Consider the following 26,619-nt stretch of genomic DNA (forward strand, 5'->3'; position numbering starts at 1 on the left):
TGTTCTCAAGGAGTTTGCCATGACCTCGCATCGGATCACTTTATTGGTCGGTGCCGTGCTCCTCGGCATCGCAGGCAGCGCCCAGGCAGCCGGCGAAATCGCGATCGTGCGCGATCTTGCAGGCCGCGTCGGCCCCGTGATCGGCTCGGCCCAGGCCTGCCGCGACATTGCGCGTCCCCGCATCCAGACCATCGTCGACAAGTTTTCGCAGGTGATCCGGGAGGCCTCGTCGAACGAGGCCGAGCGTTCCGATCTCACCCAGGTGTTCGATCGCAGCGTCGCCGACGGCCGCACCGCCGTTACCTCGGGCAAGATCGATTGCGTCCGGGCCGACCGTCAGCTCGCCGATCTCGAGCGCTCGATCTCGGGACCGAGCCTCTCCAGCGTCATCGGCCCCTCGCCTGCCGCGGCGGCAACGGCTGCGAATGCGGCGACCGCGCCGACCGCCAACGTGCCGGCCGGGCCGCTGCCGCGCGGCATCGGCGAAAAGGAAATTCGCTTCGGCATCGCAGCCCCCTTCTCCGGCTCGGCCCGCGAGCTGGGACGTCAGATGAAGCTCGGCATCGAAACCGCCTTCAACCGGATCAACGATGCCGGCGGCGTCGACGGGCGGATGCTCAAACTGTTTGCCGCAGACGACGGCTACGAGCCCTCGCGCACTGCCGAGGCCATGAAGCAGCTTTATGAAAAGGACCAGGTGTTTGGCATCGTCGGCAATGTCGGCACGCCGACCGCCGCGGTCGCGATTCCCTACGCGCTCGAACGCCGGATGCTGTTCTTCGGGGCGTTCACCGGCGCCAACATCCTGCGCAACGATCCGCCGGATCGCTACGTCTTCAACTATCGCGCCAGCTACGTTCAGGAAACCGACGCTGTCGTTCGCTACCTCGTCAAGATCCGCCGGCTGCAGCCGCGGCAGATCGCAGTGTTTGCGCAGCAGGATTCCTACGGCGATGCCGGATTTCAGGGGGTCGCCAAGGCGTTCCGCGCGATGGGGGCAAACGACGGCGCCATCCTGCGGCTCAACTATGCGCGGAACACCGTCGACGTGGACGAGGCGATCAACCAGTTGAAGGTTGCGAAGCCGCCGATCAAGGCCGTCGTCATGGTCGCCACCTATCGGGCCGCGGCGCGGTTCATCGAGAAGACGCGCGATGTCTATCCCGGCTTGATCTACTCCAACGTCTCGTTCGTCGGTTCCACCGCGCTGGCCGAAGAACTGAAGCTGTTGGGACCGCGCTACACCAACGGCGTGATCGTGACGCAGGTGGTGCCGGCGGTGTCGGGCTATTCGTCAGCCGTGCTCGAATACAAGAACGCGCTCGCCAAATATTTCCCCGGCGAAGCGCCCGACTACGTTTCGTTCGAGGGCTATGTCGCCGCCAACGTCCTGATCGCGGGCATTAAGCGAACCGGCCCGCAGCTCGATACGGAGAAGCTGATCGACACGTTGGAGACCATGCGCAATCTCGACCTCGGTCTCGGGACCCAGCTGAGCTTCGGCCGCTCCGAGCACCAGGCCTCGAACAAGGTGTGGGGTACGGCCCTCGACGAAAGCGGACGTTACCAGCCGCTCGACCTCGAATGATCAAGACACGAGCCTCGGTGTACAACTCGGCTTCGGCCGCTCCGATCACACGGCCTCGCACAAGATCTGGGGCACGGCGCTCGACGAGAGCGGTCGTTTTCAGCCGGTCGATCTTGAATAGCCAAGTTCGCCCGCGATCGAAAAGGTAGCGGTACGCAGGGTCAGCGCCTTTCGATGACGAGGCTCTGGATGGCGCGGCCGAAATAGCCGCGCGCGTCGGCGAGCCGCGCCATTGCGAGCCCCGCGCCATCGGGGCCGATCCAGGATTCGGCATCGAGCAGTATCCAGTCCCCCTCCGGCTCCCGCGAAAAATTCACCGTCAGGTCGGCATTGAGAAAGGTCCACGCGCGAAAATCCAACACGGCCGAGGTGCCGTTGCAAAAATCCGCCGCCGCCATCGCCCGCATCGCCTGCGATACCGGCGAGCCCTCCACGATCGGCCGATCGACGCGGTACCAGATCGCGCCTGGGCCCGGCGCGCCGAACCGGCCGCGGGCAGCGCGCAGCGACATGCCGGTCACGAAGGGCGAAGAAGAAAAATCCGCAGGCTCGACGCGCGATTGATCCGGCCCTGGCAGTTCGATCGGCTCGATCGCGGCCTCTGGCGGGAAAGCATGAGTCTGCACCTTGATCTTCAGCACGGTCGCGCCAACCACGATCACGCCATTAGCCAACAGCCTGACGGCGCAGAGCTGAATCTTGCGCCCCTCGCGCAGCACTTCGGTCTCGATGGTCAGCGCCGCCACAGGCACGGGGCGCATCAGGTCGACGGTCACGCGCGCGATACGCATGGCGACCGGCGTCGGAATCCGCTCGGCCGCCCACACCACCAGCGCCGCCGGCGGCGAGCCGTGCTGCATGCTCGGGTCCCATGGCCCTGCGGCAAAAGGGCTGGTGACGACGTCGTTGCCGTCAACGCGAAAGATGGCATCCATTGCGTGAGAGGTCCTGTCGATCAAGGGAACAGCTTCTGCCTGCTTCGTCGGAACGAGTCGAGGCTGCAGCGGGCAGGACGGTGTGCATCATCTGTGGGAGGTGAAGAGCAAGACAGCGAGTCAAATGAACGCCATGCCGCCATTGAGGACGATGGTCTGTCCGGTCATGTAGCTGTTGCCGAGCACCATCGCGACGGCTTGTGCCACTTCGTCGGCCTGCCCCATGCGCCCGAGCGGGATGTTGCGCGCGAGGTCGGTCCGGCCGCCCATCATATCGGTCTCGATCAGCGACGGCGCCACCGCGTTGACGGTGATGCCTTCCTTGACCAGCCGCGCCGCATAGCCGCGCGTAAGACCCTCCATGCCGGCCTTGGAGGCGTTGTAGTGCACACCTATGGCGCCGGCGCCGCGCGCCGCACCTGACGAGATGTTGACGATGCGGCCCCATTTGCGCGCCCGCATCGCCGGCAGCACGGCCTGCGTGCACAGGAAGGCGGATTTCAGATTCACCGTGATGGTGCGGTCGAAATCATCTTCGGTGAGGTCGTCGACGCCACGCACCATCGCGACGCCCGCATTGTTGACGAGAATGTCGATCGGGCGGAGCGCGGAAGTGATCTGCTCGACCATGCCGGCAACGGCCGCCGCCTGCGAGACGTCAGCCGCAACGGCGATAGCGCGGCCGCCGCTTGCCTTGATGTCAGCAACGACCGCATCGGCATCAGCGGCGCGCTCGCGGTAATTGACCGCAACCGCGGCGCCGGCTTGCGCAAGCGTCCGTGCAATCGCCGCGCCGATGCCGCGGGATGCGCCCGTCACCAGCGCGACATGCGCGCTGAGATCCTGTTTGGCTGTCATCGCTTTCTCCGTCGTGTTCACGACAGGGCGCGCGCCCGCAAGACGCGTTACAGCGCGGGATCGACCGCCTCGTCATATTCCTTCTTGAAGCGCGCGATCAGTTCGGCCGCCGGCACCACCTTGCCGATGCCGCCGATACCCTGGCCCGAGCCCCAAATCTCCTTCCATGCCTTCGGCTTGGTGCGCTCGCCGGAGGCGTCGGTGCCGAAGCTCATCTTGGAGGGATCGGAGGTCGGCAGATCGTCGGGATTGAGACCGGCCTTGACGATCGACGGCTTGAGGTAGTTGCCGTGTACGCCGGTGAACAGGTTCGAATAGACGATATCTTCCGCCGACGAGGACGTAATCATCTCCTTGTAGGCCTCGACCGCGTTGGCTTCCTGGGTCGCGATGAAGGCGGAGCCGATATAGGCGAAGTCGGCGCCGAGAATACGCGCTGCGCGGATGGCGCGGCCATTGGCGATCGCGCCCGACAGCGCGATCGGTCCGTCGAACCAGAAGCGCGTCTCCTCGACGAAGGCGAGCGGCGAGATCGTGCCGGCATGGCCGCCGGCGCCGGCGGCCACCAGGACCAGGCCGTCGGCGCCCTTCTCGACCGCCTTGTGCGCGAATTTCTGGTTGATCACGTCGTGGAAGACGATGCCGCCCCAATTGTGCGCGGCCTTGTTGAGCTCCTCGCGCGCGCCGAGCGAGGTGATCAGCATCGGCACCTTGTACTTCTCGCAGGCCGCAAGGTCGTGATCGAGCCGGTTGTTGGATTTGTGAACGATCTGGTTCACCGCGAACGGCGCCGAGGGCCGCTCCGGATGCGCCTTGTCGTACGCCGCGAGTTCTTCCGTGATCCGCGCCAGCCACTCGTCGAGCAGAGAGGCGGGGCGCGCATTCAGCGCCGGAAACGATCCGACGACGCCGGCCTTGCACTGGGCGATCACGAGATCGGGCACGGAGATGATGAACAGCGGCGACCCGATCACGGGTATCGACAGGCGGCCCTTGAACAGCGCGGGCATGGACATACGAAGCGATCCTTCAGGTTCATTCGAGCGGGTGAGGCATCGCCGTAGAGATGCCGGGCATCATACCAACAAGGCAATCTTTCCAGTGTCAAGTATTGCGTTTTCGCGCTGCCGCATTGAGTTTTATGCAACCCGGTCTTCCCGCGCTAACGTCTTGTTTGCTCACGATCTTCTTTCCCGCGTCATGAGCCAAGCGGGGCTTTCGGGATCGTAGGCTACTGGCACAGCGCCCGCGTCACGTAATTTTCGGTCTTGCAGTCGCCGGCCTGGCGCTTGTAGCCCGGCAGGTACACTTTCGGCGAGCATTTCTCGGCGGCATCGGTGTCGAGACTCTTGCCTTCCTTGTAGCCCTTGCTCTGGCACAGCCGGTCGGCGCCAGCCTTGCAGTCCGGCGCGCCGTTGGCTGCCACCAGACACGCCGCCCGCCCGCTCACCATGATCGAGGGCCTGGCCAAGTTCGAAAGGCTGTCGCCGGCACCTTTGTTGCCCGCGTCGTCCATGGTTTCGCCCGGGCTCCTCAGCGGCGGCAGCAGCGATTTGGATTTCTCGAACAGTTTTCCGATTTCGTTGATCAGGCCCGGGTTTTCGTCGCGCGGGGACGGCGGCGGCTCGATCTGCTGCGGCTCGGGCCGGGCCGGCACCGATTGCTGGGCGGGCGATTGCAGGCCGAGCGAGGGCTGTGGAGTGCCCTGCGGCCAGCCGGCTTCGGGAGCGATCGTCAGCATGGGTGCAACGAGGCCCGCGGTCGCCAGTTGCGTCCCGCATAACCTGATCAAACGGCCGATTGAACCGGGCATAGGACCGAACGTAACCTGAAGCCGGGATGCCGGCAAAGCACTAGACCAGCTTGAAGGCGATGTAGAAGCCGAGCACCAGGACGACGGCGCCGATGGCCACCCACGTGCCGAGGCGCTTTTCCAGCTCCGCCCGAATCAGGTCGCCATAGCGGTTGAGCAGGACTGCGACCACGAAGAACCGCCCGCCGCGCGCCACGATCGAGCACAGGATGAACAGCCAGATGTTGTAGCCGGCAAATCCCGAGGTGATGGTCACGAGCTTGTAGGGGATCGGCGTCAGCCCCTTCAGCAGGATGATCACCGCGCCCCATTCGGCATAGGACGCGCGGAAGGTTTCGACCTTGTCGCTGAGACCGTAGACGGTGATCAGCCAGTGCCCGACCGAATCGTAGAGCAGCGCGCCGATCGCGTATCCAACCACGCCGCCGGCGACGGACGCGATCGTGCAAACGGTCGCGAACCACCAAGCCTTCTTCGGCCTGGCCAGCGACATCGGCAGCAGCATGATGTCGGGCGGGATCGGGAAGAACGAGCTTTCCGCAAAGGATACGGCCGCCATGATCCAGAGCGCATAGGGCTTGTCGGCGGCGTCGATGCACCAGTCGTAGGTCCGTTTCAGCATGCGCGCATGAACCATCCTGCGGCGGATTTGTCCATGCCGGAATAATAGGGATTTCGAGCGGAATTAATGCCGTTTACGGAGCCCGCGGCCTTCCAACGCGACAATTCGCCGCCGGACCGCGGGGGACGCCGTCGCTTTGGGCAGTGTCTCGTTGGGCAGTGTCTTGGGCAACGGCTTAGGCGACGCCTTGCCGACCACTGCGTTGCCCGCAACGGCCTTGGGCATTTTTGCCTTCGGCAGCTTCTCGGCGATGCCAAGCAGATCCTCGCGCCGCTCCATTTCGCTCCAGACGTCCTCGGGCTTCACACCGGCCGATGCCCAGAGAACGGTGAGGTTGTAGAGCAGATCTGCGCTCTCCCGGATCACCGCGTCGGTCTTGCCGTTGACGGCGTCGATCACGACTTCAATGGCTTCCTCGGCGAGCTTCTTGGCCATCTTGGAGGGGCCGCGCTGAAACAGCCGGGCCGTGCGCGACGTTGCCGGATCGAGATCCCGGGCCGCGATGACAGCCTGATAAAGCCGCTCCAGCGAATCACTCATTCTTCGAACCTAATGCAATACCGTGGCCGGCGTGTTAACGGCCGGGCCTACAACCACAAAAAAAATCCACCGGCTGTCCGGCCGGTGGATTCATCTTTAACGGTCGGTGGAAGTCGCGGTTTACCAACCGCCATAATAGGGGCCGCCGCCGTAGTAGCGGGGCCCGTAATAATGCGGGTTACCGTAATAGACCGGGCCACCGCCATAGTAGCCGTAGTTGTCATAGTAGTAGTTGCGGCGGTTCTGGGTGGCCGCGATCGCAAGCCCGGTGCCGACGATGCCGGCGAAGGCCGCCGCTGCCGCAGCTCCGCCGCCACCACCGCGATAATACCTGCGGCGTGCACTGATGTCGGTCGCGTCGCTGGTCCCGGTCGAGGCCGTGACGCCCTTGCTCGATGGCGCCGAGCCGGCGAACGTCGTGGTCGGCGCGACTGCCGTCAACGCCACCGCTACAACCGTCGCTACCGCGCCGGCGCGGCCGATCGATGAAAACACACCTTTTCGCGCAAACATCTCAACATCCTCCGTGGGAGCTGTGGCCTGACAGGCCCTCGATAGCTAACCCACTGGATGCATATTAGGTTCCCCAACCCCAACGGCAGCTGAACGATCTCGGGCAAAATCATGGCAGTCATCGACCGTTCAGGTTAGATGCTGCACACTGGTTCGCCCAAGGGCGATTCATGCCGTGAGCGACGTCATCAAACAGACATCGCCGGCGCGGCAACTTGTCCCACCTCGTGCTGATGTAATCTCGATGCGTGCGATCAGGACCAACGCCATCCGCGCTCGTCTGAGCGTTCTCCTGGCTTACCTTGCCGGCCTGTGTGCCGTCGTGGGGTTTGCGGCGAACAGCGCCCGCGCCGCGGACGAACCCCGGCCTCCGCTCCAGATCCAGTTCTCGCTCGACCGGCCGATCGATGCCGCGGCGGCGCCGTTCGTGATGGCGGCCAATGGCGGCCTGTTCAGCGCCGAGGCACTTGCGGTCACGACCAATATTGCCAGCGGATCATCGGACGCGATCGCGCGCGTCGCGGCAGGCACCAGCGATTTCGCGATGGTCGACATCAACGCATTGATGCGGTTTCGCGACAAGGACAAGCAGGGCGGCCCCCGGATCAAAGCGGTGTTCGTGCTGTTCAACAAGGCGCCCTATGCGATCATCGCCCGCAAGAGCCGCGGCGTCCGCATGCTGTCGGACATCGACGGCAAGTCCCTCGGCGTCGCCGAAGGCGACCTGTCCGTCCGGTTGTGGCCGGCGGTGGCACAACAGAACGGCATCAAGATCAAGCACGTGAAGCAGAGCAGCATCAGCGCCGCGGTGCGCGAGCCGATGCTGTCGGCGGGCCAGATCGATGCCGTGACCGGGTTCTCCTACCTGTCGGCGATCAATCTGAAAGACCGCGGCGTGCCGGCCGACGATCTGGCGGTGCTGAAATTCGCCGACTATGGCTGCGAGGCCTATGGCTTCGCCATTATCGTCAATCCGGCCCTGGCGGCCGCCAAGCCCGAGGCGGTGAAAGGCTTTGTGCGAGCTGTGATCGGCGGCCTGAATCTCACGGTCAAGGACCCCGCAGCCGCCGCGACGGAGGTCGCCAACCGCATGGACGGCGGCGCGAAGGACCTTGAGCTCGAGCGCCTGCAAACCATCCTGCGCGACAACATCCTGACCAGCGAAGTGAAACGCAACGGCATCGGCGCGATCGATCCGGCGCGCTTCGAACGCGCGATCGATCAGGTCGCGGAGGATTTCAAGTTTCAGAAGCGGCCGCAGGCGTCGGATATCTTCGACGACCAGTTTCTGCCGCCGCTCAACGGGCGGCTGATTAATTGACTAAAACTGGTCCGTCATGGTGAGGAGGCGCAAAGCGTCTCCGGACGACGCTGCGCATCGCCGGGCGAACCATGAGGCCCCAACAGCACCCGTGGCCCATTCTTCGAGACACCGCTTCGCGGCTTCTCAGGATGAGGCTGGTGGGCGTGTCCGCAGCGACCGGAACAAAATTCATCCCGCTCTGGTTCTCTACCGCGATCCCTGATTAGTATGGTGGCCGCTGATCGCTTCCATTGAGTCTTTCCCCTGATGTCCATGCTGCGCCTTTACACCCGCGTCCTCGAGCTGCTCGGCAAGGAGGCGCGGCTGGGCTGGATTCTCGCCGTCGCCAACCTGCTACTGGCCGGCGCGCAATTCGCCGAGCCGGTGCTGTTCGGCAAGATCGTCGACGTGCTTTCGGGCAAGCCGCAGACCGGGCCGCTGGCAACGAATTCGGCATGGCCGCTGCTGGCGGCGTGGGTGGCGTTCGGCCTGTTCACCATCGCGTGCAGCGCGCTGGTCGCGCTCCATGCCGACAAGCTGGCGCACCGGCAGCGCCAGGCGGTGCTGACCGATTATTTCGAGCACATCATGCAGTTGCCGCTGACCTTCCACACCGGCACCCATTCCGGCCGGCTGATGAAGGTGATGCTGAACGGCACCGACGCGCTGTGGCGGCTCTGGCTCGGATTCTTCCGCGAGCATTTTGCGGCGATCCTGTCGCTGGTGGTGCTGCTGCCGCTCGCGCTCTACATCAACTGGCGGCTGGCGATCCTGCTGTTCGTGCTGTGCGTCGTATTCACCGTGCTGACCACGCTGGTGGTGCGCAAGACTTACGGCATGCAGAGCGAGGTCGAGGCGCAGTACAGCGACCTCTCCGCGCGCGCGTCCGACGCGCTCGGCAACGTCGCGCTGGTGCAGAGCTTTGTGCGGATCGACGCGGAAGTTCAGGGCCTGCGCTTCGTCGCCGACAAACTGCTCGCCGCACAGATGCCGGTATTGGGCTGGTGGGCGCTGGTCACCGTCATCACCCGCGCTTCCACCACCATCACCGTGCTCGCCATCTTTACCGTCGGTATCTACCTGCACGCGCAGGGACAGACGACGGTCGGCGAGATCGTGATGTTCGTGAGCTTTGCGACGATGCTGATCCAGAAGCTCGAACAGGTGGTGAGCTTCATCAACAGCGTGTTCATGGAGGCGCCACGCCTGCAGGAATTCTTCGACGTGCTGGACGCAGTGCCGGCGGTGCGCGACCGGCCCGGCGCTGTCGATACCGGACGACTCTCCGGCCTCGTCGAATTCCACGACGTCTCGTTTTCCTACGACGGCAAGCGGCCCGCGGTCGAAGACGTTTCGTTCACGGCACTGCCCGGCCAGACCATCGCGCTGGTCGGCTCGACCGGCGCCGGCAAATCGACCGCGATCGCGCTTCTGCATCGCGCCTTCGATCCGCAATCCGGCATCATCAAGATCGACGGCATGGATGTCCGCGCCCTGAAACTGACCGCGCTGCGGCGGAACATCGGCGTGGTGTTCCAGGAGGCGCTGCTGTTCAACCGCTCGCTCGCCGACAATCTGCTCGTCGGCAAGCCCGATGCGACCGAGGAGGAAATGCGCCTCGCCGCAACCCGCGCGCAGGCCCTCGACTTCATCGAGCGCAGCGAAAAGAAGTTCGACACTCATGCCGGCGAGCGCGGCCGCATGCTGTCCGGCGGCGAGCGCCAGCGCCTGTCGATCGCCCGCGCGCTGTTGAAGGACCCGCCGATCCTGATCCTGGATGAGGCCACCAGCGCGCTCGACGCCGTGACCGAGGCCAAGGTCAACGCTGCCCTCGACGAGGTGATGAAGGGCCGCACCACCTTCGTGATTGCGCACCGGCTTTCGACCATCCGCAATGCCACCAGGATCCTGATGTTCGACAATGGCCGGGTGATCGAAAGCGGAACTTTCGACGAACTGGTGGCCAAGGGCGGTCGTTTTGCGGAACTCGCAAGGGCCCAGTTCATGGTGCAGGAGAGTGCCCGCGCCGGAATCGAGGTCAAATAAGACTGGGGTGAGCCAGGAACCTGCGTGAGCGCCGTCACGGTCAAATACCGCCGAATTTGCCACGATTTCGTCCACGATTTAATTGCCCGGCCCCTGTTCTGAATAGCCAAGCCGGTATAGGTTTGCATCGCCGCAGAGCAACGGCGCCGGACACGCTTGAAACCCGAACACTAGATCTCAAGGACCTCCTTTTCGAAGGCGGGTCTCAAAGGACCGGAACGGAAAAGTGCATTTTCTTCGCCCGCTGCTTTGCAGCCCGTCGCTCACCTGGATTCTTGTTGCGGCGGCGTTCGCCGTCGTGACGCCGCGCGCCGCGCACGCCGAAGCGCTGCTGGTCGTCGAGGCCGACACCGGCAAGGTGCTGCAGGCTGACAACGCGACGATGCCCTGGTATCCGGCTTCCGTCACCAAGATCATGACCGCCTACGTCACGCTGAAGGCGGTGAAGGAAGGACGCCTCTCGCTCGACACGCTGCTCACGGTGTCGCCGGTCGCCGCCTCGCAGTCGCCTTCCAAGATGGGTTTTCCTGCGGGCACCCAGGTCACCGTCGACAACGCGCTGAAGATGATGATGGTGAAGTCGGCCAACGACATGGCCGTGGTGCTCGCCGAGGGCGTCGGCGGGTCGGTCGACGGTTTCTCTGGTATGATGAACCAGACCGCCCAAAGGCTCGGCATGACGCAGACGAGCTACGTCAACCCGAACGGGCTGCCGGCAGACGGACAGGTCACGTCGGCGCGCGATCTTGCGATGCTGGCGCGCGCCGTTATCCGCGACCTGCCCGAATACGAATACTTTATGCATATCCCCTCGATCCGTTACGGCCGCAGGGTGACGCAGAATTTCAACAAGCTGATCGGACGCTATCCCGGCGCCGACGGTTTCAAGACCGGCTTCATCTGCGCTTCCGGCTACAATCTGGTCGCCTCCGCGACGCGCAATGGCAAGCGGCTGATAGCTGTGGTGCTCGGCTCCTCTTCGGGACACCAGCGGGCGGTGCGCGCGGCGCAATTGCTGGAGCGCGGCTTCGGCGGCGGGCTTGGCTGGCTGAAGCCCGCGCTCGGCACCGTCGACAATCTGGTCCCCGTCGATGCGACGCCGCCGAACCTGCGCGAGGAGATGTGCAACGGCAAGCGCAAGCGGCCGGCGACCGACGAGGACGCGGACGTTGTCGCTTCCAACGGCAACGCCTCGGCCGGTGAAACGGCGGTGGCGTTCTTCACCGCCGGGCTGCAACCGCCGACGGGCAAGCCGTCCGAGTTGCTGGCGGCCGCGGCCGAGCCGTCCGAGCCCATTCCGGTCTATACCGGCCCGACCAAGACCGGCGCCGCCTTGATCGCAGCCGTTGCGGCGGAGGCCGAGAAGCAGGCGTCGTCGGCAAAGCGCGGCAAGAAATCGAAGATCGCGGCGAAGAAGCCTGACGCCGCGGCGCCAAAGGCCGAAGCCAGCGCGAAGCCGGCCGCCAAGCCTGCTGCGGTCAGGCATGCGAACGCCAAGCCGGAGGTTGCCGCCAAGCCGACCCCGGCCGCCGCATCGGCCGAAAAAAAGCCAGCCGCCAAACCCGCGGCCGCCAAGCCCGTAGCCGACAAGCCCGTAGCCGCCAAGCCTGCAGCCGTGGGGGACAAGCCGGCGCCGAAGCCGGCCAAGCCGAACGCCGCCGCTAAACCCAAGGGTGAAACCAAGCCGGCTGGTTAACGACCTGCAAACCCGCGCAATTAGGCAGTTTTGCTGCCGTTCGGCCGAACTATTCCAGCTCGCCGCAATGCGTCGATAGCGCGCAGACGCTTGCCATCGGCGGCGGCATTCACAATACTGCCCAAAACAAGGTGCGCCCGGCCGAGAAACAGGGCGCCATAGCGTTTTCGAGCGAAGCGGCTACCGCCTCGCACGAGGAAAACGCGCCAAAACAAAGTTTGAGAGCACGAATCTGAAGCCATCAGAGCGGGCTCGGAACCAGAGGGGAAATACCATGGAGCGGATCTGGCTCAAGCAATATCCGGCCGGCGTGCCAGCCGATATCGACGTCAACCAGTACTCGTCGCTCGTTGAGCTATTGGAAGAGAGCTTCAAGAAATTCGCCGATCGCAAGGCGTTCATCTGCATGGACAAGTCGATCAGCTACCGCGATCTCGATGAGATGTCCGCAGCCCTCGGCGCCTACCTGCAGAGCAAGGGCCTGCAAAAAGGCGCCCGCGTCGCGCTGATGATGCCGAACGTGCTGCAATACCCGGTCTCGACCGCCGCCGTGCTGCGCGCCGGCTATGCTGTCGTGAACGTCAATCCGCTCTACACCCCGCGCGAGCTCGAGCATCAGCTCAAGGATTCCGGCGCCGAAGCCATCATCGTGCTGGAGAACTTTGCCACCACGGTGCAGCAGGTGATCGCCAAGACGTCCGTCAAGCACGTGATCGTCGGCAGCATGGGCGACCTGCTCGGCTTCAAGGGCGTGATCGTCAACCTCGTGGTGCGCAAGGTGAAGAAGATGGTGCCGGCCTGGTCGATCCCGGGCGCCGTGCCGTTCAACGAGGCGCTCGGCGCCGGCCGCAGTCTGAAACTCAGCAAACCGCAGCTTAACCGCGACGATGTCGCCTTCCTGCAATATACTGGCGGCACCACCGGCGTCTCCAAGGGCGCGACCCTGCTGCACAGGAACATTCTCGCCAACGTGCTGCAGAACGACGCCTGGTTGCAGCCGGCGCTGAAGAAGCCGCCGCATGTCGAGCAGCTCTTCATCGTCTGCGCGCTGCCGCTCTATCACATCTTCGCGCTGACCGCGTGCTTCCTGCTCGCGATGCGGGCCGGCGGCGTCAACCTCCTGATCCCGAACCCGCGTGACATACCGGGCTTCATCAAGGAGCTGCAGAAGTACCAGGTCAACAGCTTCCCGGCGGTCAACACGCTCTACAACGCCCTGCTCAACGCGCCTGGCTTCGACAAGCTCGACTTCTCCAAGCTGAAGACCTCGTTCGGCGGCGGCATGGCGACACAGAAGCCGGTCGCCGAGAAATGGCTGAAGGTGACGGGCTGCGCGCTGTCCGAAGGCTACGGCCTGTCCGAGACCTCGCCGACGCTGACCTGCAACCCCGCGGACACCGACCAGTTCTCCGGCTCGATCGGCATCCCCGTGCCCTCGACCTATATCTCGATCCGCGACGATGACGGCAAGGAAGTGCCGCTCGGCGAAGCCGGCGAGATCTGCGCCAAGGGCCCGCAGGTGATGGCCGGCTACTGGAACCGGCCGGAAGAAACCGCGAATGTGATGACTGCGGACGGCTTCTTCCGTACCGGCGACATCGGCGTGATGGACGAGCGCGGCTACACCAAGATCGTCGACCGCAAGAAGGACATGATCCTGGTCTCGGGCTTCAACGTCTATCCGAACGAGATCGAGGAAGTGATCGCGAGCCATCCGGGCGTGCTGGAATGCGCCGTGATCGGCGTTGCGGATGCGAAGTCCGGCGAGGCGGTGAAGGCCTTCATCGTCAAGAAGGACCAGAACCTCTCGGCCGATGACGTCATCAAGTTCTGCACCACGCAGCTCACCGCCTACAAGGTGCCCAAGCAGATCGAGTTCAGGACCGACCTGCCCAAGACCAATGTCGGCAAGATCCTGCGCCGCGAACTACGCGACGAGAAGAAAGCCGCGGCCTGAGCAGCCTCGGGCGCTCGATATGACGGTGACTGACGTCGCGCCAGCCGACATTCTGGCCTTCTGGCGCGATGCCGGCCCGGATCGCTGGTACACCCGCGACGACGCTTTCGATGCGGAGGTGCGCCGGCGCTATCTCTGCCTTTGGCAGAGAGCGGCAGCCGGCGAATTATCGTCATGGGAAACGAGCGATGACGGCGCGCTGGCGCTCGTCATCGTGCTCGACCAGTTTCCCCGCAACATGTTCCGTGGCGACATCAGGACCTATGCCAGCGACGCGCTGGCGCGCGAGGTGGCACACCGCGCCATCGATCGCGGCGTGGACGTGCGGATCGATCCTGCCTTGCGCGAATTCCTCTATCTGCCTTTCATGCACTCGGAGCACCTGGAGGACCAGTTGCGCTGCATTGAGCTGTCGCGCGCGGCCGGCCACACCGAAAGCCTGAAATGGGCCGAGCACCACGCAGATATCATCCGGCGGTACGGCCGCTTTCCCCACCGCAACCAGATTTTGGGCCGCTCCAACACGCCCGAGGAGCAGGCATTCCTCAATGAAGGCGGCTTTTCGCCGTGATGACGCAAGCGTGAACAGTCTCGACCGTTGCCGTTTCGAGCCTGACGAATATTGTGCCGGCTACCTGCCCGGTCTAAGAAACACCCGCTCATTGAGGGAGAATTGACGATGACGATCCAAGTTGGCGACAAGCTGCCGGAAGCCAAGTTTCGCGTGATGACGGCGGAAGGCCCGCAGGTCAAAACCACCGACGATATTTTCAAGGGCAAGAAGGTGGCGCTGTTTGCGGTGCCCGGCGCCTATACCGGCACCTGCCACAAGATGCACCTGCCGAGCATCTTCCTCAACGCCTATGCCATCAAGGACAAGGGCGTGAACACCATTGCCATCGTCTCCGTCAACGACGCCTTCGTGATGAACGCCTGGAAGCGCGACACCGATCAGCGCGACGAGGCCGTGTTCCTCGCCGACGGCAATGCCGACTTCACCAAGGCGATCGGCATGGAGCTCGACGCCTCCGGCAACGGCCTGGGCATCCGCTCCAAGCGCTATTCGATGCTGGTCGACGACGGCGTGGTGAAGAAGCTCAACCTCGAGCCGGCGCCCGGCAAGGTGGAGGTTTCCGGCGGCGATACGCTGCTGGGGCAGCTGTAAGCTGCGGCACCCTCGCCGCAAACCACACTGTCGTCGCCCGGCTTGACCGGGCGGTCCAGTACTCCGCGGCTTCTCGTATCGATCACTGATGTCTCTGGAATACTGGATCACCCGCCTTCGCGGGTGATGACGGCTGTTGGGCGTGGCTGACCGCCCAGCCTACTTCCCCACTCTCTCCTGCAACCTCGCCATCGCCACGCCTTCACGCGCCAACTCATCGGCGCGTTCGTTTTCGGCGTGGCCGGCGTGGCCCTTGATCCAGTGCCAGCGCACCTGGTGCGGTTTCAGCGCGGCGTCGAGCCGCTGCCATAGTTCGACATTCTTGACCGGCTTCTTGTCCGCGGTGCGCCAGCCGTTCCGCTTCCAGCCATGGATCCAGCCGGTGATGCCCTGGCGCACATACTGGCTGTCGGTGGTGAGATCGACCACGCAGGGCTTTTTCAGCGCCTCCAGCGCCGAGATCGCCGCCATCAACTCCATGCGATTGTTGGTGGTGTGCGGCTCGCCGCCCTTCAATTCCTTTTCGGTCTCTCCGAACCGCAGGATCGCGCCCCAACCGCCGGGGCCGGGATTGCCCGAGCAGGCGCCGTCGGTGAAAACGGTGACGTGAGGCAATTCGCTCAAGCGACGCATCCCGGCTGAATCAGTCCGTAGTCGCGCACGCTGGAAACGCTCTGGTGGAAGCGCAGCTTGCGGACGTATTCGAGCGGGTCCTTCGGCTTCACCAGCGCGCCCGGCGGCACGTTGAGAAAGTCGACGAGCCGCGTCAGCAAAAAGCGCAGCGCCGCGCCGCGCGCCAAAAGCGGCAGCGCCTCCTGCTCGGTATCAGACAATTGCCGCTCGCGGCCGTAAGAATTGAGCAGCGCGCGCGCCTTGGTGACGTTGAAGGAATGATCCGGCTCGAAGCACCACGCGTTCAGACAGATCGCGACGTCGTAGGCCAAAATGTCGTTGCAGGAAAACGGGAAGTCGATCAGGCCGGACAGTCTGTCGCCGAGGAAGAAGACGTTGTCGGGAAACAGGTCGGCGTGGATGACGCCGAGCGGCAGATCTTTCGGCCAACACGCTTCGAGGTGATCGAGTTCGCGCGCGATAAAGTCCTGCAGGCCCGGTGCGACGCTGTCGGCGCGCGATGCGGCGAGATCGAACAGCGGCCGCCAGCCCTCGACCGACAACGGGTTCTTGCGGAACATCGGAAAGTCGTGGCCGGCCAGATGCATTTTCGCCAGCGCCTCGCCGACGCCGGCGCAATGCGTGGCGTTGGGCCGCCGCGGCCACATGCCTTCAAGGAAGTTGATGATCGCCGCGGGACGCCCGGCCAACTCGCTGTAGACCTCGCCCTTGCGATTCCTCGCCGGCTGCGGACAACGCACGCCGCGCTCGGCCAGATGCGCCATCAGCGACAGGAAATACGGCAGATCGTCCACCGCCACGCGCTTTTCATAGAGCGTGAGGATGAACGCGCCCTTGCTGGTATGCACCAGGAAGTTGGAATTCTCGACGCCCTCGGCGATGCCCTTGTAGGAGAGCAATTCGCCGATGTCGTAGCCTTTCATGAACTCCGCGAGGTCTTCGGCGGCGACGTCGGTGTAAACCGCCATGAGAAACCTCAGGCGGCGTCGGGTCGCAGCGAGCGCGGCAGCGGGAAGAACTCGTTCTCTTCCGCAGCCGAAACCGTCTCCACATGCAGTTCATAACGCTCGGCGAAAGCGCCCATGATCTCCTCGACGATCACTTCCGGCGCGGAAGCGCCTGCGGTAATGCCGAGGCTCTTGATGCCTTCGAAGCGCGACCAGTCGAGATCCGAGGCGCGCTGCGCCAGCACCGAAACAGGGCAGCCCTCGCGCTCGGCGACTTCGCGCAAGCGCTGCGAGTTCGACGAGTTCGGCGCGCCGACCACGATCAGCGCATCGACCACCGGCGCCACCTTCTTGACCGCGAGCTGGCGGTTGGTGGTGGCGTAGCAGATGTCTTCCTTGTGCGGCCCGTTGATGTTCGGGAAACGCTCCTTGAGCAGCGCGACGATCTCAGCGGTGTCGTCAATCGACAGCGTCGTCTGCGTCACGAAGGCGAGGTTGTTCGGATCCTTCGGCGTGAAGGTCTTGGCGTCGTCGGCGGTCTCGATCAACGTCACCGCGCCCGGCGGCAACTGGCCGAGTGTGCCGACCACCTCGGGGTGGTGCGAATGCCCGATCAGCAGGATTTCACGGCCGCGCTTGAAATGGATCGCAGCCTCGCGGTGCACCTTGGTGACCAGCGGGCAGGTCGCATCCAGCGAGAAGAAATTCCGGGCCCGGGCGTCGGCCGGAACCGATTTGGGAACCCCATGGGCCGAGAACACCACCGGGGCGTTGGTATTGTCGGGTATTTCGGCGAGTTCCTCGACGAAGATCGCGCCCTTGGTTTTCAGGCTGTCGACCACGTAGCGATTATGCACGATTTCGTGACGGACATAGACGGGGGCGCCGTAGATGGCGAGAGCCCGTTCGACGGTATCGATGGCCCGTACCACCCCGGCGCAGAAGCCGCGGGGAGAACAAAGCACGATTCTGAGGTCTGGTTTCGCTGACGTTGACACAGAAGGCATTGGGGCTATCTCGGGGACCGAATCACCCCTAGCCGGCGGGCTGGGAACGGCCAATTCGCATAAGGACTTGGGACTGCTTTCGCCCTCTGTCAAGGCACTTTAGCAGACCATTGCGCCAAAGGGGCTGGAAGGCGTATATAGCGCCCTAATTCCCGTCATCCCCGATGACCATAGGCTTCGCCTCCAAAAAGAGGTGGGCGAGGCACAAAGGAGATTTGCCATGAGCAATGCACCGCTGATGCCCAAGGCGACGGCCGTGTGGCTGGTCGATAATACGGCGTTAACCTTCGACCAAGTGGCCGATTTCACCAAGATGCACCCGCTCGAAGTCCGCGCCATCGCCGACGGCGACGCCGCCCAGGGCATCAAGGGCATGGACCCGATTTCGACGGGCCAATTGACCCGCGACGAGATCGAAAAGGGCGAAAAGGACCCGAATTACCGCCTCAAGCTCGGCGAGAGCAAGGTCGTGCTGCCGCCGGCTGCCAAGAAGAAGGGCCCGCGCTACACCCCAGTGTCGCGCCGCCACGAGCGCCCGAGCGCGATCCTCTGGCTGGTGCGCAACCACCCCGAATTGAAGGACGCGCAGATCATGCGTCTGGTCGGCACCACCAAGACCACGATTGCCAGCGTCCGCGACCGCACCCACTGGAATGCCTCGACGCTGACCCCGATGGACCCGGTGACGCTCGGCCTGTGCTCGCAGATCGAGCTCGATTTCGAGGTGCAGCGCGCGGCGAAGGAAAAGCCGGTGCCCGCGGCCTACGGCGGCGCCACGCTCCTTCCGGCCTCCGAGACCACGAAGAAGGAGCCGGAATTCGAGCCGAGCGAAAAGAAACAGGACGACCTCAACCTCGACGCCGTGTTCGCCAAGCTGAAGACGATCGGCGGCAAGAAGCAGGACGACGACGAGTAAGGTTGTCAGCTGCGGCCGATGCCGAACGCGGCGGGGCAACCTGCCGCGTTTTTTGTTGTGAGGGCGCGATCACCGCGTGGTCGGGTTGGCCGGACCAGCGGCAGCCTGTTCACGTGAGAGCCGCGCAATGTGCTGCAGAAGCTCGTCGGCCAGGAACGGCTTGAGTAGTACTAAAATGCCCTGCGCGATAATCGGCTCCACGATTTCCGACCGGATGTCTCCGGTCATGACAATAGCCGGGACGTTTCGGCCGAGAGCCGCTCGCAAATCACCGATTGTCGTCACGCCGTTTGTCGAGCCCTGAAGATTGTAGTCGCATAGCAGCACATCGGGGCGGATTTCCTGACGGCGGACGCGCGCCAGTGCCTCGTCTGCGGTTGCGACCACGATCGCCTCTATGCCGCGCTCTTTCAGCAGGCGGCTGATCGATGCGCGCACGCTCGCCTCGTCCTCGACGACAAGAATAGTCCCGCGGAAGTCGCCCTTCTCATATCGCGGCTTCTGCGTCCGTTCGCGCCTGTCGCCATTCCCGTCGCCGCGCGGGACCTCGATCGTAATGACGGTGCCTTTGCCAGGCGTGGAATGCGCACCGATCGGATGATCCAGCATCTCCCCCAGACGCCTGACGATCGCCAGGCCCAATCCGAGGCCGCCACGTTCTGCTTCTGGCGAGCCCTGATAGTATTCCTGAAAGATATGCGGGAGCTGATCCTGCGTAATGCCAATGCCGCTGTCCCAGACTTCGATCCGGACCTTGTTGCCCACCCGCCGGCAACCCAGCAGAATCCTTCCCCGATCGGTGTATCGCAGCGCGTTCGAAAGCAAATTTCGTATCATCGTTTCGAGCATGCGCTTGTCGCTGGGGACCAGCAGTCCCGAACGCACCATGCGCCACCGCAAGCCTCTGTCGGTGATGGCACCGGAGAAGTCGGCCGCCAGGGAATCAAATATCTCCTTGATCGCGAAGTCGCTCTTCGACGGACGAAGACTTCCCGCCTCGAGACGATTCACATCAAGCAGGCTCGACAGAATGCTGGACATGGTGTCGAGAGATCGCGCCATCCCGTCGACAAGTTCGCGCCCCTCGCCGCCCGTGAGGTGCAGCCCAAGCGAACCTTGCAGAAATCTCAGCGTCTGCAGGGGCTGTCGCAAATCATGACTGGCAGCGGACAGGAAGCTGGATTTTGCGCGATCTGCCAATGCGGCTGATTTCCAGGCGCGAGAAATCTCTCCCTCAAACCGTTTTCGTTCCGTGATGTCGGTCGTCAGGCCGCTGATGCGTATCGGTTTCCCGGTCGAGTCGACGCTGGTGATGGCGACCTGCTCCAGCCAAACTTCGCCGCGCCCATCCGGTCGCATGAATCGGAACGCCATCGAGTGTGAGGGGTCGTCCGGGCGGACCGCGCCCAAGCGAGCCGTGACGGACGGGCGGTCATCGGGATGGACTTGCCTTATCCAGTTCGCACCGTCGATAAATTGTTGTGGACCAAGACCTAGGATTTCAGCGGCATTCCGGCTCACCTCGATCAGACCAGTCTGCAGATTCCAGTCGAAGGTGATCACACCGCCGGCCCGAAGCGCCTCTTCAAGCCGACGCTCCCGTTCGAGAATCGCAGTTTCGTGTTGCCGACGCTCGCTGAACAGCGCCGCAAGAACCAGCGCGCCGAACGACGTGGCCAGAATAGTGGCTTGAGCGGACAGGATACGTTCCTCGATCGGCGACCGCGGGTCGCCGAAAAGACCGACGGCGAATATCGTCGTCCATACGATCGTGATCGCGCACAGGAACGTTGCGATCGCCGTAAAGGCCGGGCGAACGCGGGCAGCGATCCACACGAAGAGCGGGGCGAGCGAGGCAATCGCCAGTTCGAGGGTCCACGGCTTGTTGGGCAGAATGACGAGGAGGACACACAGGGTGGCCACGATCGCAAGCGCGAAAGCCCCCTCCGCAATTTCGCGCTTCGGCGGCGCTTTGCGCAGGAACGATGCGAGGCCGACCACAAGAGGCGCAACGGCGATGGTACCCACCGTGTCGGAAACGAGCCAATGACTCCATACCGCCACAGGCGATGCGGCCGGGGCATGGAACAACACAAACCCGAGCATGCCGACCAAACCATCGACCATGGCGGCAACGATCGTGGCGGCGAATAATCCAAGGACACAACGCAGTTCATCGAGTTCGAATGGAGCGCCGCAAAATCGCTGGATCAGCCCTGAGACGATAAGGGGACCGCTGGCATTCGCCACCGCGAAAAACGTGGTGCTGGCAAGATTGCGATCGCCGAGCAGATTGGCCGCAAAAGTGGCAGCGACCACCGCGACGACGACCGGCCACCGCACCGCCGGACCGAACGCCACCAGAATCCCGGTGGCCACGCCCGCGGCCGGCCAGAACACGGCAACGCCATCAGACTTTTCGAGCAGAGCGAGGCTGAGACGCGCGGCGAGGAAAAAGACGATTGCAACGAGAATTGAAACAGTCCACGGCGGCCACGCTGCGGACGATGGCGCTGGAGGTGCGTTAGTTGTAGCCGCCTCCAAGCTCATCGGACACATCCGCTTGGCTACGCAACTCGGCTAAATTCAGACCGCCCGCACCACTGCGTCGGCCGATTGCTGCAATGAAAGAACTCGCCCGCTCAGTATTTAATGCCAAAAGTAGCCTGACAAGTGCCATTCCGTGCATTTCATGTGTGAGCGTCCGGGAGCTTGGTGCGCTCCGCTCGTTAAGCCTCGCTCGTCTGGCCCCCACAGGAACGGCAAGATCGTACCACTAGCCCAGCTCTATCTCGTCGTTGATCTCATGCGAGAGGCTGATACTGCCGATCGTCAAAACCATCTTCGCCGGTAGCTTCTCGTGGCCCTTCAGCTTGCCGGCGTCGAGCGCGTCGCGCACGGCCTTTTCGATCTCGCGTTGCGAGGTGACGCCGACTTGCTTCAGAAACTTGCGCAGGCTGGCGTTGAAGACATCTTCGTTCATGAGAGCCTCCTGATCACGGCCGGACCGGGTTGTTCAGCATCTGCTCGGCCATATTGCGCTGGGCGCGGTCAGCACGGGCGTTGGCATTGCCACGCTGCACGTCGCGGTTCTTGCGGCAATTGACGTATTCGTTCGAGCCCACCGCGACATTGTTGGCACGGCAGAATGCATCGTCGTCCGCGCTGGTATCGACCATGGTCGGCTGGCCGCGTTCCAGGCAGCCGGCGAGCAAGGGGGCGGCAATGATGAGGGCGGCGAATTGCCTTGCGAGTCCATACTGCATGCGCAGGCTCCGTTTCTTTCTCGTCATTGCCGGGCTTGACCCGGCAATCCATCGAAATAATGGCAGCTTGCTTTGAAGAGGATGGATGCCCGGGTCAAGCCCGGGCATGACAAGGAACCCGTCATTACCGAACGGCCCGAAGGACCAGCCCGGAACCTCGAGGTTCTCGGGGCGCCAGGAGCGCCCCATAGTTCGATGCTTCGCATCGGCCCGGAATGACGGCAACAAAAATTACACCCTGCCCTTCAGCGCGTCGCCGATTTCGTCCAGCACCTTCGGGTCCTCGATGGTCGCCGGCATGGTCCAGCTCTCGCCGTCGGCGATCTTTTTGATGGTGCCGCGAAGGATCTTTCCGGAGCGCGTCTTCGGCAGGCGACCAACCGTGATCGCGAGCTTGAAGGCCGCGACGGGGCCGAGCTTGTCGCGCACCAGCGCCACGATCTCCTTCTCGATCTCGGCGGGCGCTCGCGCGATGCCGGCCTTCAGCACCAGGAAGCCGCAAGGCACTTCGCCCTTGATTGCGTCCTTGATGCCGAGGACGGCGCATTCAGCGACATCGGGATGGGACGCCAGAATTTCCTCCATGCCGCCGGTGGAGAGGCGATGACCGGCAACATTGATGATGTCGTCGGTGCGGCCCATTACCCAGACATAGCCGTCCTCGTCCTTGTAACCGGCGTCCGAGGTCTTGTAGCAGCCGGGGAACTCCGTCAGGTAGGCCTCCCTGAAGCGCGCGTCCTGCTCCCACAGCGTCGGCAGGCAGGCGGGCGGCATCGGCAGCTTGATCACGATCGAGCCCATGGTGCCCGCGGGCACCGGCTTGGATGCCTCGTCGACCACGTCGACCTGATAGCCCGGCATCGGCACCGTCGGCGAGCCGTGCTTGACCGGCAGCATGCCGAGACCCACCGGATTGCCGGCGATGCACCAGCCGGTTTCGGTCTGCCACCAGTGATCGATGACCGGCACCTTCAACTGCGCTTCCGCCCACTCCACCGTCGGCGGATCGGCGCGCTCGCCGGCCAGGAACAGCGTGCGGAATTTCGACAGATCGTATTTCCGGATGAACGCGCCGTCCGGGTCTTCCTTGCGTATGGCGCGGAAGGCGGTCGGCGCGGTGAACAGCGCGACCGCCTGGTGTTCGGAAATGACGCGCCAGAACGCACCGGCATCCGGCGTGCCGACCGGCTTGCCCTCATACATGATCGAGGTCGCGCCATGAACCAGCGGGCCATAGACGATGTAGCTGTGGCCGACCACCCAACCGATATCGGAGCCGCACCACCAGACCTCGCCCGGCTTGACGCCGTAAAGATTGAACATCGACCATTTCAGCGCAACCAGATGCCCGCCATTGTCGCGCACGACGCCCTTCGGGATTCCCGTGGTACCGGAGGTGTAGAGAATATAAAGCGGATCGGTCGCGAGCACCGGCGTGCAGGGCGCGGCCTTGCCGGCATCGAGCGCGGCGTCGCGGAGCGCTGCCCAGTCGTGATCGCGGCCCGCTGTGAGTTCGCAAGGGTGCTGCGGCCGTTGCAGGATGACGCAAGCCTGTGGCTTTGCGCTTGAAAGCTTGACCGCCTCGTCGAGCAGCGGCTTGTATTGCACGATGCGGCCCGGCTCAATGCCGCAGCTTGCCGAGAAGATCAGTTTCGGCTTGGCGTCGTCGATACGGCTGGCGAGCTCCTTTGCAGCAAAGCCGCCGAACACTACCGAATGCACCGCCCCGATCCGCGCGCAGGCCAGCATCGCAAACACCGCTTCCGGCACCAGCGGCATATAGAGGATGACGCGGTCGCCCTTGGCGACGCCGAAATCGGCCATCACGGCGGCGAGCGTCTGCACCTCCTTGAGCATCTCGGCATAGGTGAATTTCGAGATCGAGTTGGTGAGCGGCGAATCGTGGATCAGCGCCACCTGGTCGGCGCGCCCGCCCGCGACATGGCGGTCGAGCGCGTTGTAGCAGGTGTTGACCAAGGCGCCGGCGAACCAGCGGCCATAGGCACCCATCGAGGGATCGAAGATCTTTTTGGCCGGCTCGATCCAGTCGATCTCACGCGCGGCCTCGGCCCAGAATCCTTCCGGATCAGCCAGCGAGCGGGCATGGACCTCGTGGTAGCGGCTGTTGTCCTGGATGTTCATGGCGTCGCTTCCCGTGCAATGATGACCAGTTATCGGTTCTTCTTCCCGTTCAGGGATATGCCCACCTTAATCTGGATCAAGAAAAAAGAAGGGATTTTCTGCAGCGAGCCTCGTCGCGTTCCGGCCGATCAACATGGCTCCGGTTGCCAAAATTTTAACGATGACGAAAGCGATTTTACCGCCTGCAGCGAGGGCCGCACAGGGCGAGCACTCCCAGGTAGTATAAATTGGCTTCATCAACACGTTCGCAAGGATTCCGATGCCGCAGCCCCAATTCCTGATCGAAGCATTCGACCGGGAGCGATGGTGTCCCGTTTTGCAGGCGATGTTTTCTGTCGACGATCCGGAAGCGCTCCGCGCAATTCTGGCTGGAACGGCCGACGACGACCCTGAGCTGGAAAAAACTTACTTTCTGAACGATGCGGATCTCGCAGCCATCGTTACGACATTCAATGTCAGCTTCGATGCAGCGCAATTGGACTGCAAAGATCTGGCGATCAACCTGTCCCGGTTGCGGTCATCCGGTCGGATGCCATACCTAAGCCACACGCGGTACGAACTGCCGCTGCTGCTGGAGGGCCGAAAGAAACTGGCGCGCATGTCGGATCTGTACCCGCCGATGACATTCGAGGGCGAGGACCGGTTTGAGCATTGGGTGGCCAAGGGCATGCTCCACCGAGAGGAGGTCAATGAACCGTTCGATAAGCCGATTCAGAGCCGCGGTCAGACCTATCTTGGGCACCGGACCGTCTACTACACGCCGAAGGGCGAAGAATGGCGGATCCCGGCGAGCAGACTGATCTGGGATGCCTCGGGCAAATCCGGTGGCTGGAATGAATATTTCGAACGGCTCGAGGGCATGCTGTTCGGTTATGAGGATTGGCAGAACGACTGGTGGATCAAGAGAGGGGTAACGGGCGGCTTCGGTGGCCTGTCATGCTGCTGCACAGTGACCACGGCTGGGCTGGCATGGATCGAAGCGGCTGGATTCCGTGCATTGCCGCCCATTGATCGTCCGATGCTGACCATCATGACGCACGACTGGAAGAACGAGGCCGATCAATACGCTGCGATGCTGGAAGAGCCCGACAGCGTTGCTGTCGCGCGCTTCAACATGCTTGGGCACGACTTCATGAAATTCTGGGAATCGCAACGCGGCAGTCCGTGGGACCTGCCGGCCGGGCGGATTGCCGAATTCAACCGCTTCCTCCGGGGATCAGTCGAGATTGTCGCTCGGCGCGACGCTTCCCCAGAGATCAAGTCTAAATAAGTTGCCCGTTCGGCCAAAACCCCTATTGCCCGGCGATCGTGTTGAGCTTCTCCAGCCGGTCCTCCATCGCCTGACGGAGGTCATAGCCGCGCTTGCCGAACGAAGCGTTGCGCTTGTCGATGAAGTTGCGCTGCTGCCGGGTCAGCGCCAGCGCGGCGCGATGGCTGTCGGATTCCGCGCTCGCAATCGCCCGCAGGAACACGTCGTTGATATTGCGGTCGAGCTGGGCGAGACTAGCGTCGGCGCAGATCGCCTTTTCGACCTGGCGTTTCGCCGTGGCGCAATTGAAGCTCGGCAGGTTCTTCTGGTAGCTCAGCGAACCCAGCCGTTCGATCTCCTGCGTAATCTCCTTGTGATTGGCGGCGGCGGTACTGTCCGCGGGATTGAGGCGGACGGCTTCCGCATAATCCTTCAGTGCACGGCTGCGATCGCCCTTCTTGACCCAGGCCGCACCGCGATTGTTGTAGGCGCGCTGGAATTTCGGATCGAGCTTCAACGCCGCATCGTAATCCGCAATCGCACGGTCGTAATCCTTCCGCGCCTGATGAGCATCGCCGCGGTTGGTCAGGAATTTTGCCTCGGGGCGCAGCTTGATCGCTTCATCATAGTCGGCGATCGCGCGCGCATAGTCGGCGTTACCGGCGAGATCGAGGCCGCGATTGTCGAAAAATTCCGGCTGTGTCGGATCGATCCGGATTGCCGTGGTCACGTCCTCGATCGCTTTTTCAGTTCGGCCGAGCTTGCGGTAGGCCGCGGAACGGTTGCTGTAGGTGCGGGCACGGTGCGGCTCGAGGCGAAGCGCTTCATCGTAATCGGCGATTGCCTTCTGATACTCGCCCCTGAAATACCAGGCGGCGCCGCGGTCCGAGAAGGCTTGCGCGAAATCCGGCTTCAGCCGCAGCGCCTCGTTGTAGTCCTCGATGGCACGGTCGTACTTCCTCGCGTTGTTGAAAGCATTGGCGCGGTTTGCGTAACCGGTGGCATTGTCCGGCTCGAGCCGGATCGCCTGGTTCAGCGCCTCGAACGCGGCCTCCATTCTGCCGGTCTGGCGCAGGATTTCACCGCGGGCACGAAAGGCGCGGGCCCGGTTGGGGTCCCGAGAGATCACGGTATCGATTTCGGCCAGCGCCTTGCCGGTCTGGTCGCTGTTATGCAGCGCGACGGCGCGGGTAATCGTGGCGTCGAGCCGGTCTCCCTCCAGCGTCGCCGGATTATCGATCAGCGCGGTACAAGTCTCAATCAGCTCAGCGGGCTCGGCAGCCGAAAGCGCCGTGCAGATGACCGGCTGCTCGGCTGCTGTTTCGGCGCTGGCGCCGCTGGAAGTCAGGATCGCAATGGCAACCGCCGCGCTGGCGGCAAAAGGCGAAATGAATGATCGCATGATCGGGCTCGTCAAATGACT

24 protein-coding genes are annotated in these 26,619 nt (G+C 63.4%); 9 read left to right on the plus strand and 15 right to left on the minus strand.

Annotated features, from left to right (window positions below; all coding sequences use genetic code 11):
- Positions 1 to 19 precede the first annotated feature (19 nt).
- Positions 20 to 1,588, plus strand: coding sequence for an ABC transporter substrate-binding protein (locus AC0QUY_RS20560; protein WP_202639187.1), 1,569 nt, complete (start codon positions 20 to 22; stop codon positions 1,586 to 1,588).
- Between the two features lie 161 nt (positions 1,589 to 1,749).
- Here AC0QUY_RS20560 and AC0QUY_RS20565 read toward each other — a convergent pair whose 3' ends face one another.
- The 7 genes from AC0QUY_RS20565 to AC0QUY_RS20595 all read right to left on the minus strand — a co-directional run bounded on the left by AC0QUY_RS20565 (position 1,750) and on the right by AC0QUY_RS20595 (position 6,869).
- Positions 1,750 to 2,523: a thioesterase family protein gene (locus tag AC0QUY_RS20565; RefSeq protein WP_161850349.1), complete on the minus strand. Its 774-nt coding sequence runs from the start codon at positions 2,521 to 2,523 to the stop codon at positions 1,750 to 1,752.
- A 120-nt stretch (positions 2,524 to 2,643) separates the two neighbouring features.
- Positions 2,644 to 3,381 (minus strand): SDR family NAD(P)-dependent oxidoreductase, encoded by a 738-nt coding sequence (locus AC0QUY_RS20570; RefSeq protein WP_161850350.1) that lies wholly within the window; start codon positions 3,379 to 3,381, stop codon positions 2,644 to 2,646.
- Positions 3,382 to 3,428: 47 nt separating this feature from the next.
- On the minus strand, positions 3,429 to 4,397 hold the full coding sequence (locus tag AC0QUY_RS20575) for an NAD(P)H-dependent flavin oxidoreductase (RefSeq protein WP_161850351.1): 969 nt from the start codon (positions 4,395 to 4,397) through the stop codon (positions 3,429 to 3,431).
- A 215-nt stretch (positions 4,398 to 4,612) separates the two neighbouring features.
- On the minus strand, positions 4,613 to 5,122 hold the full coding sequence (locus AC0QUY_RS20580; RefSeq protein ID WP_246738460.1) for a hypothetical protein: 510 nt from the start codon (positions 5,120 to 5,122) through the stop codon (positions 4,613 to 4,615).
- A gap of 112 nt (positions 5,123 to 5,234) precedes the next feature.
- On the minus strand, positions 5,235 to 5,816 hold the full coding sequence (locus tag AC0QUY_RS20585; protein WP_161850353.1) for a YqaA family protein: 582 nt from the start codon (positions 5,814 to 5,816) through the stop codon (positions 5,235 to 5,237).
- A gap of 63 nt (positions 5,817 to 5,879) precedes the next feature.
- Positions 5,880 to 6,356, minus strand: coding sequence for a phosphoribosyl-ATP diphosphatase (gene hisE, locus AC0QUY_RS20590; protein WP_161850354.1), 477 nt, complete (start codon positions 6,354 to 6,356; stop codon positions 5,880 to 5,882).
- Between the two features lie 120 nt (positions 6,357 to 6,476).
- Positions 6,477 to 6,869: a hypothetical protein gene (locus AC0QUY_RS20595; RefSeq protein WP_161850355.1), complete on the minus strand. Its 393-nt coding sequence runs from the start codon at positions 6,867 to 6,869 to the stop codon at positions 6,477 to 6,479.
- A gap of 244 nt (positions 6,870 to 7,113) precedes the next feature.
- Here AC0QUY_RS20595 and AC0QUY_RS20600 point away from each other — a divergent pair, with 244 nt between their 5' ends.
- From AC0QUY_RS20600 to AC0QUY_RS20625, 6 genes are all read left to right on the plus strand, one after another.
- Positions 7,114 to 8,190 carry an ABC transporter substrate-binding protein gene (locus AC0QUY_RS20600; RefSeq protein ID WP_475388147.1) on the plus strand — a complete coding sequence of 359 codons (1,077 nt, stop codon included), beginning with the start codon at positions 7,114 to 7,116 and terminating at the stop codon, positions 8,188 to 8,190.
- A gap of 249 nt (positions 8,191 to 8,439) precedes the next feature.
- Positions 8,440 to 10,218 (plus strand): glucan ABC transporter ATP-binding protein/ permease, encoded by a 1,779-nt coding sequence (locus tag AC0QUY_RS20605; protein WP_475388148.1) that lies wholly within the window; start codon positions 8,440 to 8,442, stop codon positions 10,216 to 10,218.
- A gap of 226 nt (positions 10,219 to 10,444) precedes the next feature.
- On the plus strand, positions 10,445 to 11,914 hold the full coding sequence (locus AC0QUY_RS20610; protein WP_161850358.1) for a D-alanyl-D-alanine carboxypeptidase family protein: 1,470 nt from the start codon (positions 10,445 to 10,447) through the stop codon (positions 11,912 to 11,914).
- A gap of 274 nt (positions 11,915 to 12,188) precedes the next feature.
- Complete coding sequence (locus tag AC0QUY_RS20615; RefSeq protein WP_161850359.1) at positions 12,189 to 13,871, plus strand: long-chain fatty acid--CoA ligase; 1,683 nt, start codon at positions 12,189 to 12,191, stop codon at positions 13,869 to 13,871.
- Between the two features lie 19 nt (positions 13,872 to 13,890).
- Entirely contained in the window at positions 13,891 to 14,442 is a 552-nt protein-coding gene (locus AC0QUY_RS20620) for a DUF924 family protein (RefSeq protein ID WP_475388149.1), read from the plus strand.
- A 108-nt stretch (positions 14,443 to 14,550) separates the two neighbouring features.
- Positions 14,551 to 15,036: a peroxiredoxin gene (locus AC0QUY_RS20625; protein WP_057854710.1), complete on the plus strand. Its 486-nt coding sequence runs from the start codon at positions 14,551 to 14,553 to the stop codon at positions 15,034 to 15,036.
- A gap of 159 nt (positions 15,037 to 15,195) precedes the next feature.
- Here AC0QUY_RS20625 and rnhA read toward each other — a convergent pair whose 3' ends face one another.
- The 3 genes from rnhA to ispH are packed head-to-tail and all read right to left on the minus strand — an operon-like array spanning position 15,196 to position 17,623.
- Positions 15,196 to 15,669, minus strand: coding sequence for a ribonuclease HI (rnhA, locus tag AC0QUY_RS20630; RefSeq protein WP_202639188.1), 474 nt, complete (start codon positions 15,667 to 15,669; stop codon positions 15,196 to 15,198).
- On the minus strand, positions 15,657 to 16,637 hold the full coding sequence (locus AC0QUY_RS20635; RefSeq protein WP_475388150.1) for a homoserine kinase: 981 nt from the start codon (positions 16,635 to 16,637) through the stop codon (positions 15,657 to 15,659). Before AC0QUY_RS20635 ends, rnhA begins: the two co-directional genes overlap by 13 nt.
- A gap of 8 nt (positions 16,638 to 16,645) precedes the next feature.
- Positions 16,646 to 17,623 carry a 4-hydroxy-3-methylbut-2-enyl diphosphate reductase gene (gene ispH, locus AC0QUY_RS20640; RefSeq protein WP_161850364.1) on the minus strand — a complete coding sequence of 326 codons (978 nt, stop codon included), beginning with the start codon at positions 17,621 to 17,623 and terminating at the stop codon, positions 16,646 to 16,648.
- A gap of 220 nt (positions 17,624 to 17,843) precedes the next feature.
- On the opposite strand from ispH, the gene AC0QUY_RS20645 reads away from it, so the two are divergent.
- Positions 17,844 to 18,539, plus strand: coding sequence for a DUF1013 domain-containing protein (locus AC0QUY_RS20645; RefSeq protein ID WP_475388151.1), 696 nt, complete (start codon positions 17,844 to 17,846; stop codon positions 18,537 to 18,539).
- A gap of 69 nt (positions 18,540 to 18,608) precedes the next feature.
- On the opposite strand, the gene AC0QUY_RS20650 is transcribed toward AC0QUY_RS20645, so the two are convergent.
- The 4 genes from AC0QUY_RS20650 to AC0QUY_RS20665 all read right to left on the minus strand — a co-directional run bounded on the left by AC0QUY_RS20650 (position 18,609) and on the right by AC0QUY_RS20665 (position 23,947).
- Positions 18,609 to 21,098, minus strand: coding sequence for an MASE1 domain-containing protein (locus tag AC0QUY_RS20650; RefSeq protein WP_475388152.1), 2,490 nt, complete (start codon positions 21,096 to 21,098; stop codon positions 18,609 to 18,611).
- A 217-nt stretch (positions 21,099 to 21,315) separates the two neighbouring features.
- The gene (locus tag AC0QUY_RS20655) at positions 21,316 to 21,522 is read right to left on the minus strand and encodes a DUF6494 family protein (protein WP_161850367.1); all 207 of its coding nucleotides are present in this window, start codon (positions 21,520 to 21,522) and stop codon (positions 21,316 to 21,318) included.
- A gap of 13 nt (positions 21,523 to 21,535) precedes the next feature.
- Complete coding sequence (locus AC0QUY_RS20660) at positions 21,536 to 21,994, minus strand: hypothetical protein (protein WP_475388153.1); 459 nt, start codon at positions 21,992 to 21,994, stop codon at positions 21,536 to 21,538.
- 42 nt (positions 21,995 to 22,036) lie between these two features.
- On the minus strand, positions 22,037 to 23,947 hold the full coding sequence (locus AC0QUY_RS20665; protein ID WP_475388154.1) for a propionyl-CoA synthetase: 1,911 nt from the start codon (positions 23,945 to 23,947) through the stop codon (positions 22,037 to 22,039).
- Between the two features lie 316 nt (positions 23,948 to 24,263).
- Here AC0QUY_RS20665 and AC0QUY_RS20670 point away from each other — a divergent pair, with 316 nt between their 5' ends.
- The gene (locus AC0QUY_RS20670; RefSeq protein WP_475388155.1) at positions 24,264 to 25,217 is read left to right on the plus strand and encodes a hypothetical protein; all 954 of its coding nucleotides are present in this window, start codon (positions 24,264 to 24,266) and stop codon (positions 25,215 to 25,217) included.
- A 22-nt stretch (positions 25,218 to 25,239) separates the two neighbouring features.
- Here AC0QUY_RS20670 and AC0QUY_RS20675 read toward each other — a convergent pair whose 3' ends face one another.
- Complete coding sequence (locus tag AC0QUY_RS20675; protein ID WP_475388156.1) at positions 25,240 to 26,598, minus strand: tetratricopeptide repeat protein; 1,359 nt, start codon at positions 26,596 to 26,598, stop codon at positions 25,240 to 25,242.
- Positions 26,599 to 26,619: the final 21 nt, after the last annotated feature.

It is taken from the genome of Bradyrhizobium sp. WYCCWR15520 (assembly GCF_056174665.1).

Bases quoted from the DNA above. Each gene is read 5' to 3' on its own strand.
- AC0QUY_RS20560 (WP_202639187.1), top strand. From the start codon at position 20: ATGACCTCGCATCGGATCACTTTATTGGTCGGTGCCGTGCTCCTCGGC.
- AC0QUY_RS20565 (WP_161850349.1), bottom strand. From the start codon at position 2,523: ATGGATGCCATCTTTCGCGTTGACGGCAACGACGTCGTCACCAGCCCT.
- AC0QUY_RS20570 (WP_161850350.1), bottom strand. From the start codon at position 3,381: ATGACAGCCAAACAGGATCTCAGCGCGCATGTCGCGCTGGTGACGGGC.
- AC0QUY_RS20575 (WP_161850351.1), bottom strand. From the start codon at position 4,397: ATGTCCATGCCCGCGCTGTTCAAGGGCCGCCTGTCGATACCCGTGATC.
- AC0QUY_RS20580 (WP_246738460.1), bottom strand. From the start codon at position 5,122: ATGCTGACGATCGCTCCCGAAGCCGGCTGGCCGCAGGGCACTCCACAG.
- AC0QUY_RS20585 (WP_161850353.1), bottom strand. From the start codon at position 5,816: ATGCTGAAACGGACCTACGACTGGTGCATCGACGCCGCCGACAAGCCC.
- hisE (WP_161850354.1), bottom strand. From the start codon at position 6,356: ATGAGTGATTCGCTGGAGCGGCTTTATCAGGCTGTCATCGCGGCCCGG.
- AC0QUY_RS20595 (WP_161850355.1), bottom strand. From the start codon at position 6,869: ATGTTTGCGCGAAAAGGTGTGTTTTCATCGATCGGCCGCGCCGGCGCG.
- AC0QUY_RS20600 (WP_475388147.1), top strand. From the start codon at position 7,114: ATGCGTGCGATCAGGACCAACGCCATCCGCGCTCGTCTGAGCGTTCTC.
- AC0QUY_RS20605 (WP_475388148.1), top strand. From the start codon at position 8,440: ATGTCCATGCTGCGCCTTTACACCCGCGTCCTCGAGCTGCTCGGCAAG.
- AC0QUY_RS20615 (WP_161850359.1), top strand. From the start codon at position 12,189: ATGGAGCGGATCTGGCTCAAGCAATATCCGGCCGGCGTGCCAGCCGAT.
- AC0QUY_RS20620 (WP_475388149.1), top strand. From the start codon at position 13,891: ATGACGGTGACTGACGTCGCGCCAGCCGACATTCTGGCCTTCTGGCGC.
- AC0QUY_RS20625 (WP_057854710.1), top strand. From the start codon at position 14,551: ATGACGATCCAAGTTGGCGACAAGCTGCCGGAAGCCAAGTTTCGCGTG.
- rnhA (WP_202639188.1), bottom strand. From the start codon at position 15,669: ATGCGTCGCTTGAGCGAATTGCCTCACGTCACCGTTTTCACCGACGGC.
- AC0QUY_RS20635 (WP_475388150.1), bottom strand. From the start codon at position 16,637: ATGGCGGTTTACACCGACGTCGCCGCCGAAGACCTCGCGGAGTTCATG.
- ispH (WP_161850364.1), bottom strand. From the start codon at position 17,623: ATGCCTTCTGTGTCAACGTCAGCGAAACCAGACCTCAGAATCGTGCTT.
- AC0QUY_RS20645 (WP_475388151.1), top strand. From the start codon at position 17,844: ATGAGCAATGCACCGCTGATGCCCAAGGCGACGGCCGTGTGGCTGGTC.
- AC0QUY_RS20650 (WP_475388152.1), bottom strand. From the start codon at position 21,098: ATGTGTCCGATGAGCTTGGAGGCGGCTACAACTAACGCACCTCCAGCG.
- AC0QUY_RS20655 (WP_161850367.1), bottom strand. From the start codon at position 21,522: ATGAACGAAGATGTCTTCAACGCCAGCCTGCGCAAGTTTCTGAAGCAA.
- AC0QUY_RS20660 (WP_475388153.1), bottom strand. From the start codon at position 21,994: ATGGGGCGCTCCTGGCGCCCCGAGAACCTCGAGGTTCCGGGCTGGTCC.
- AC0QUY_RS20665 (WP_475388154.1), bottom strand. From the start codon at position 23,947: ATGAACATCCAGGACAACAGCCGCTACCACGAGGTCCATGCCCGCTCG.
- AC0QUY_RS20675 (WP_475388156.1), bottom strand. From the start codon at position 26,598: ATGCGATCATTCATTTCGCCTTTTGCCGCCAGCGCGGCGGTTGCCATT.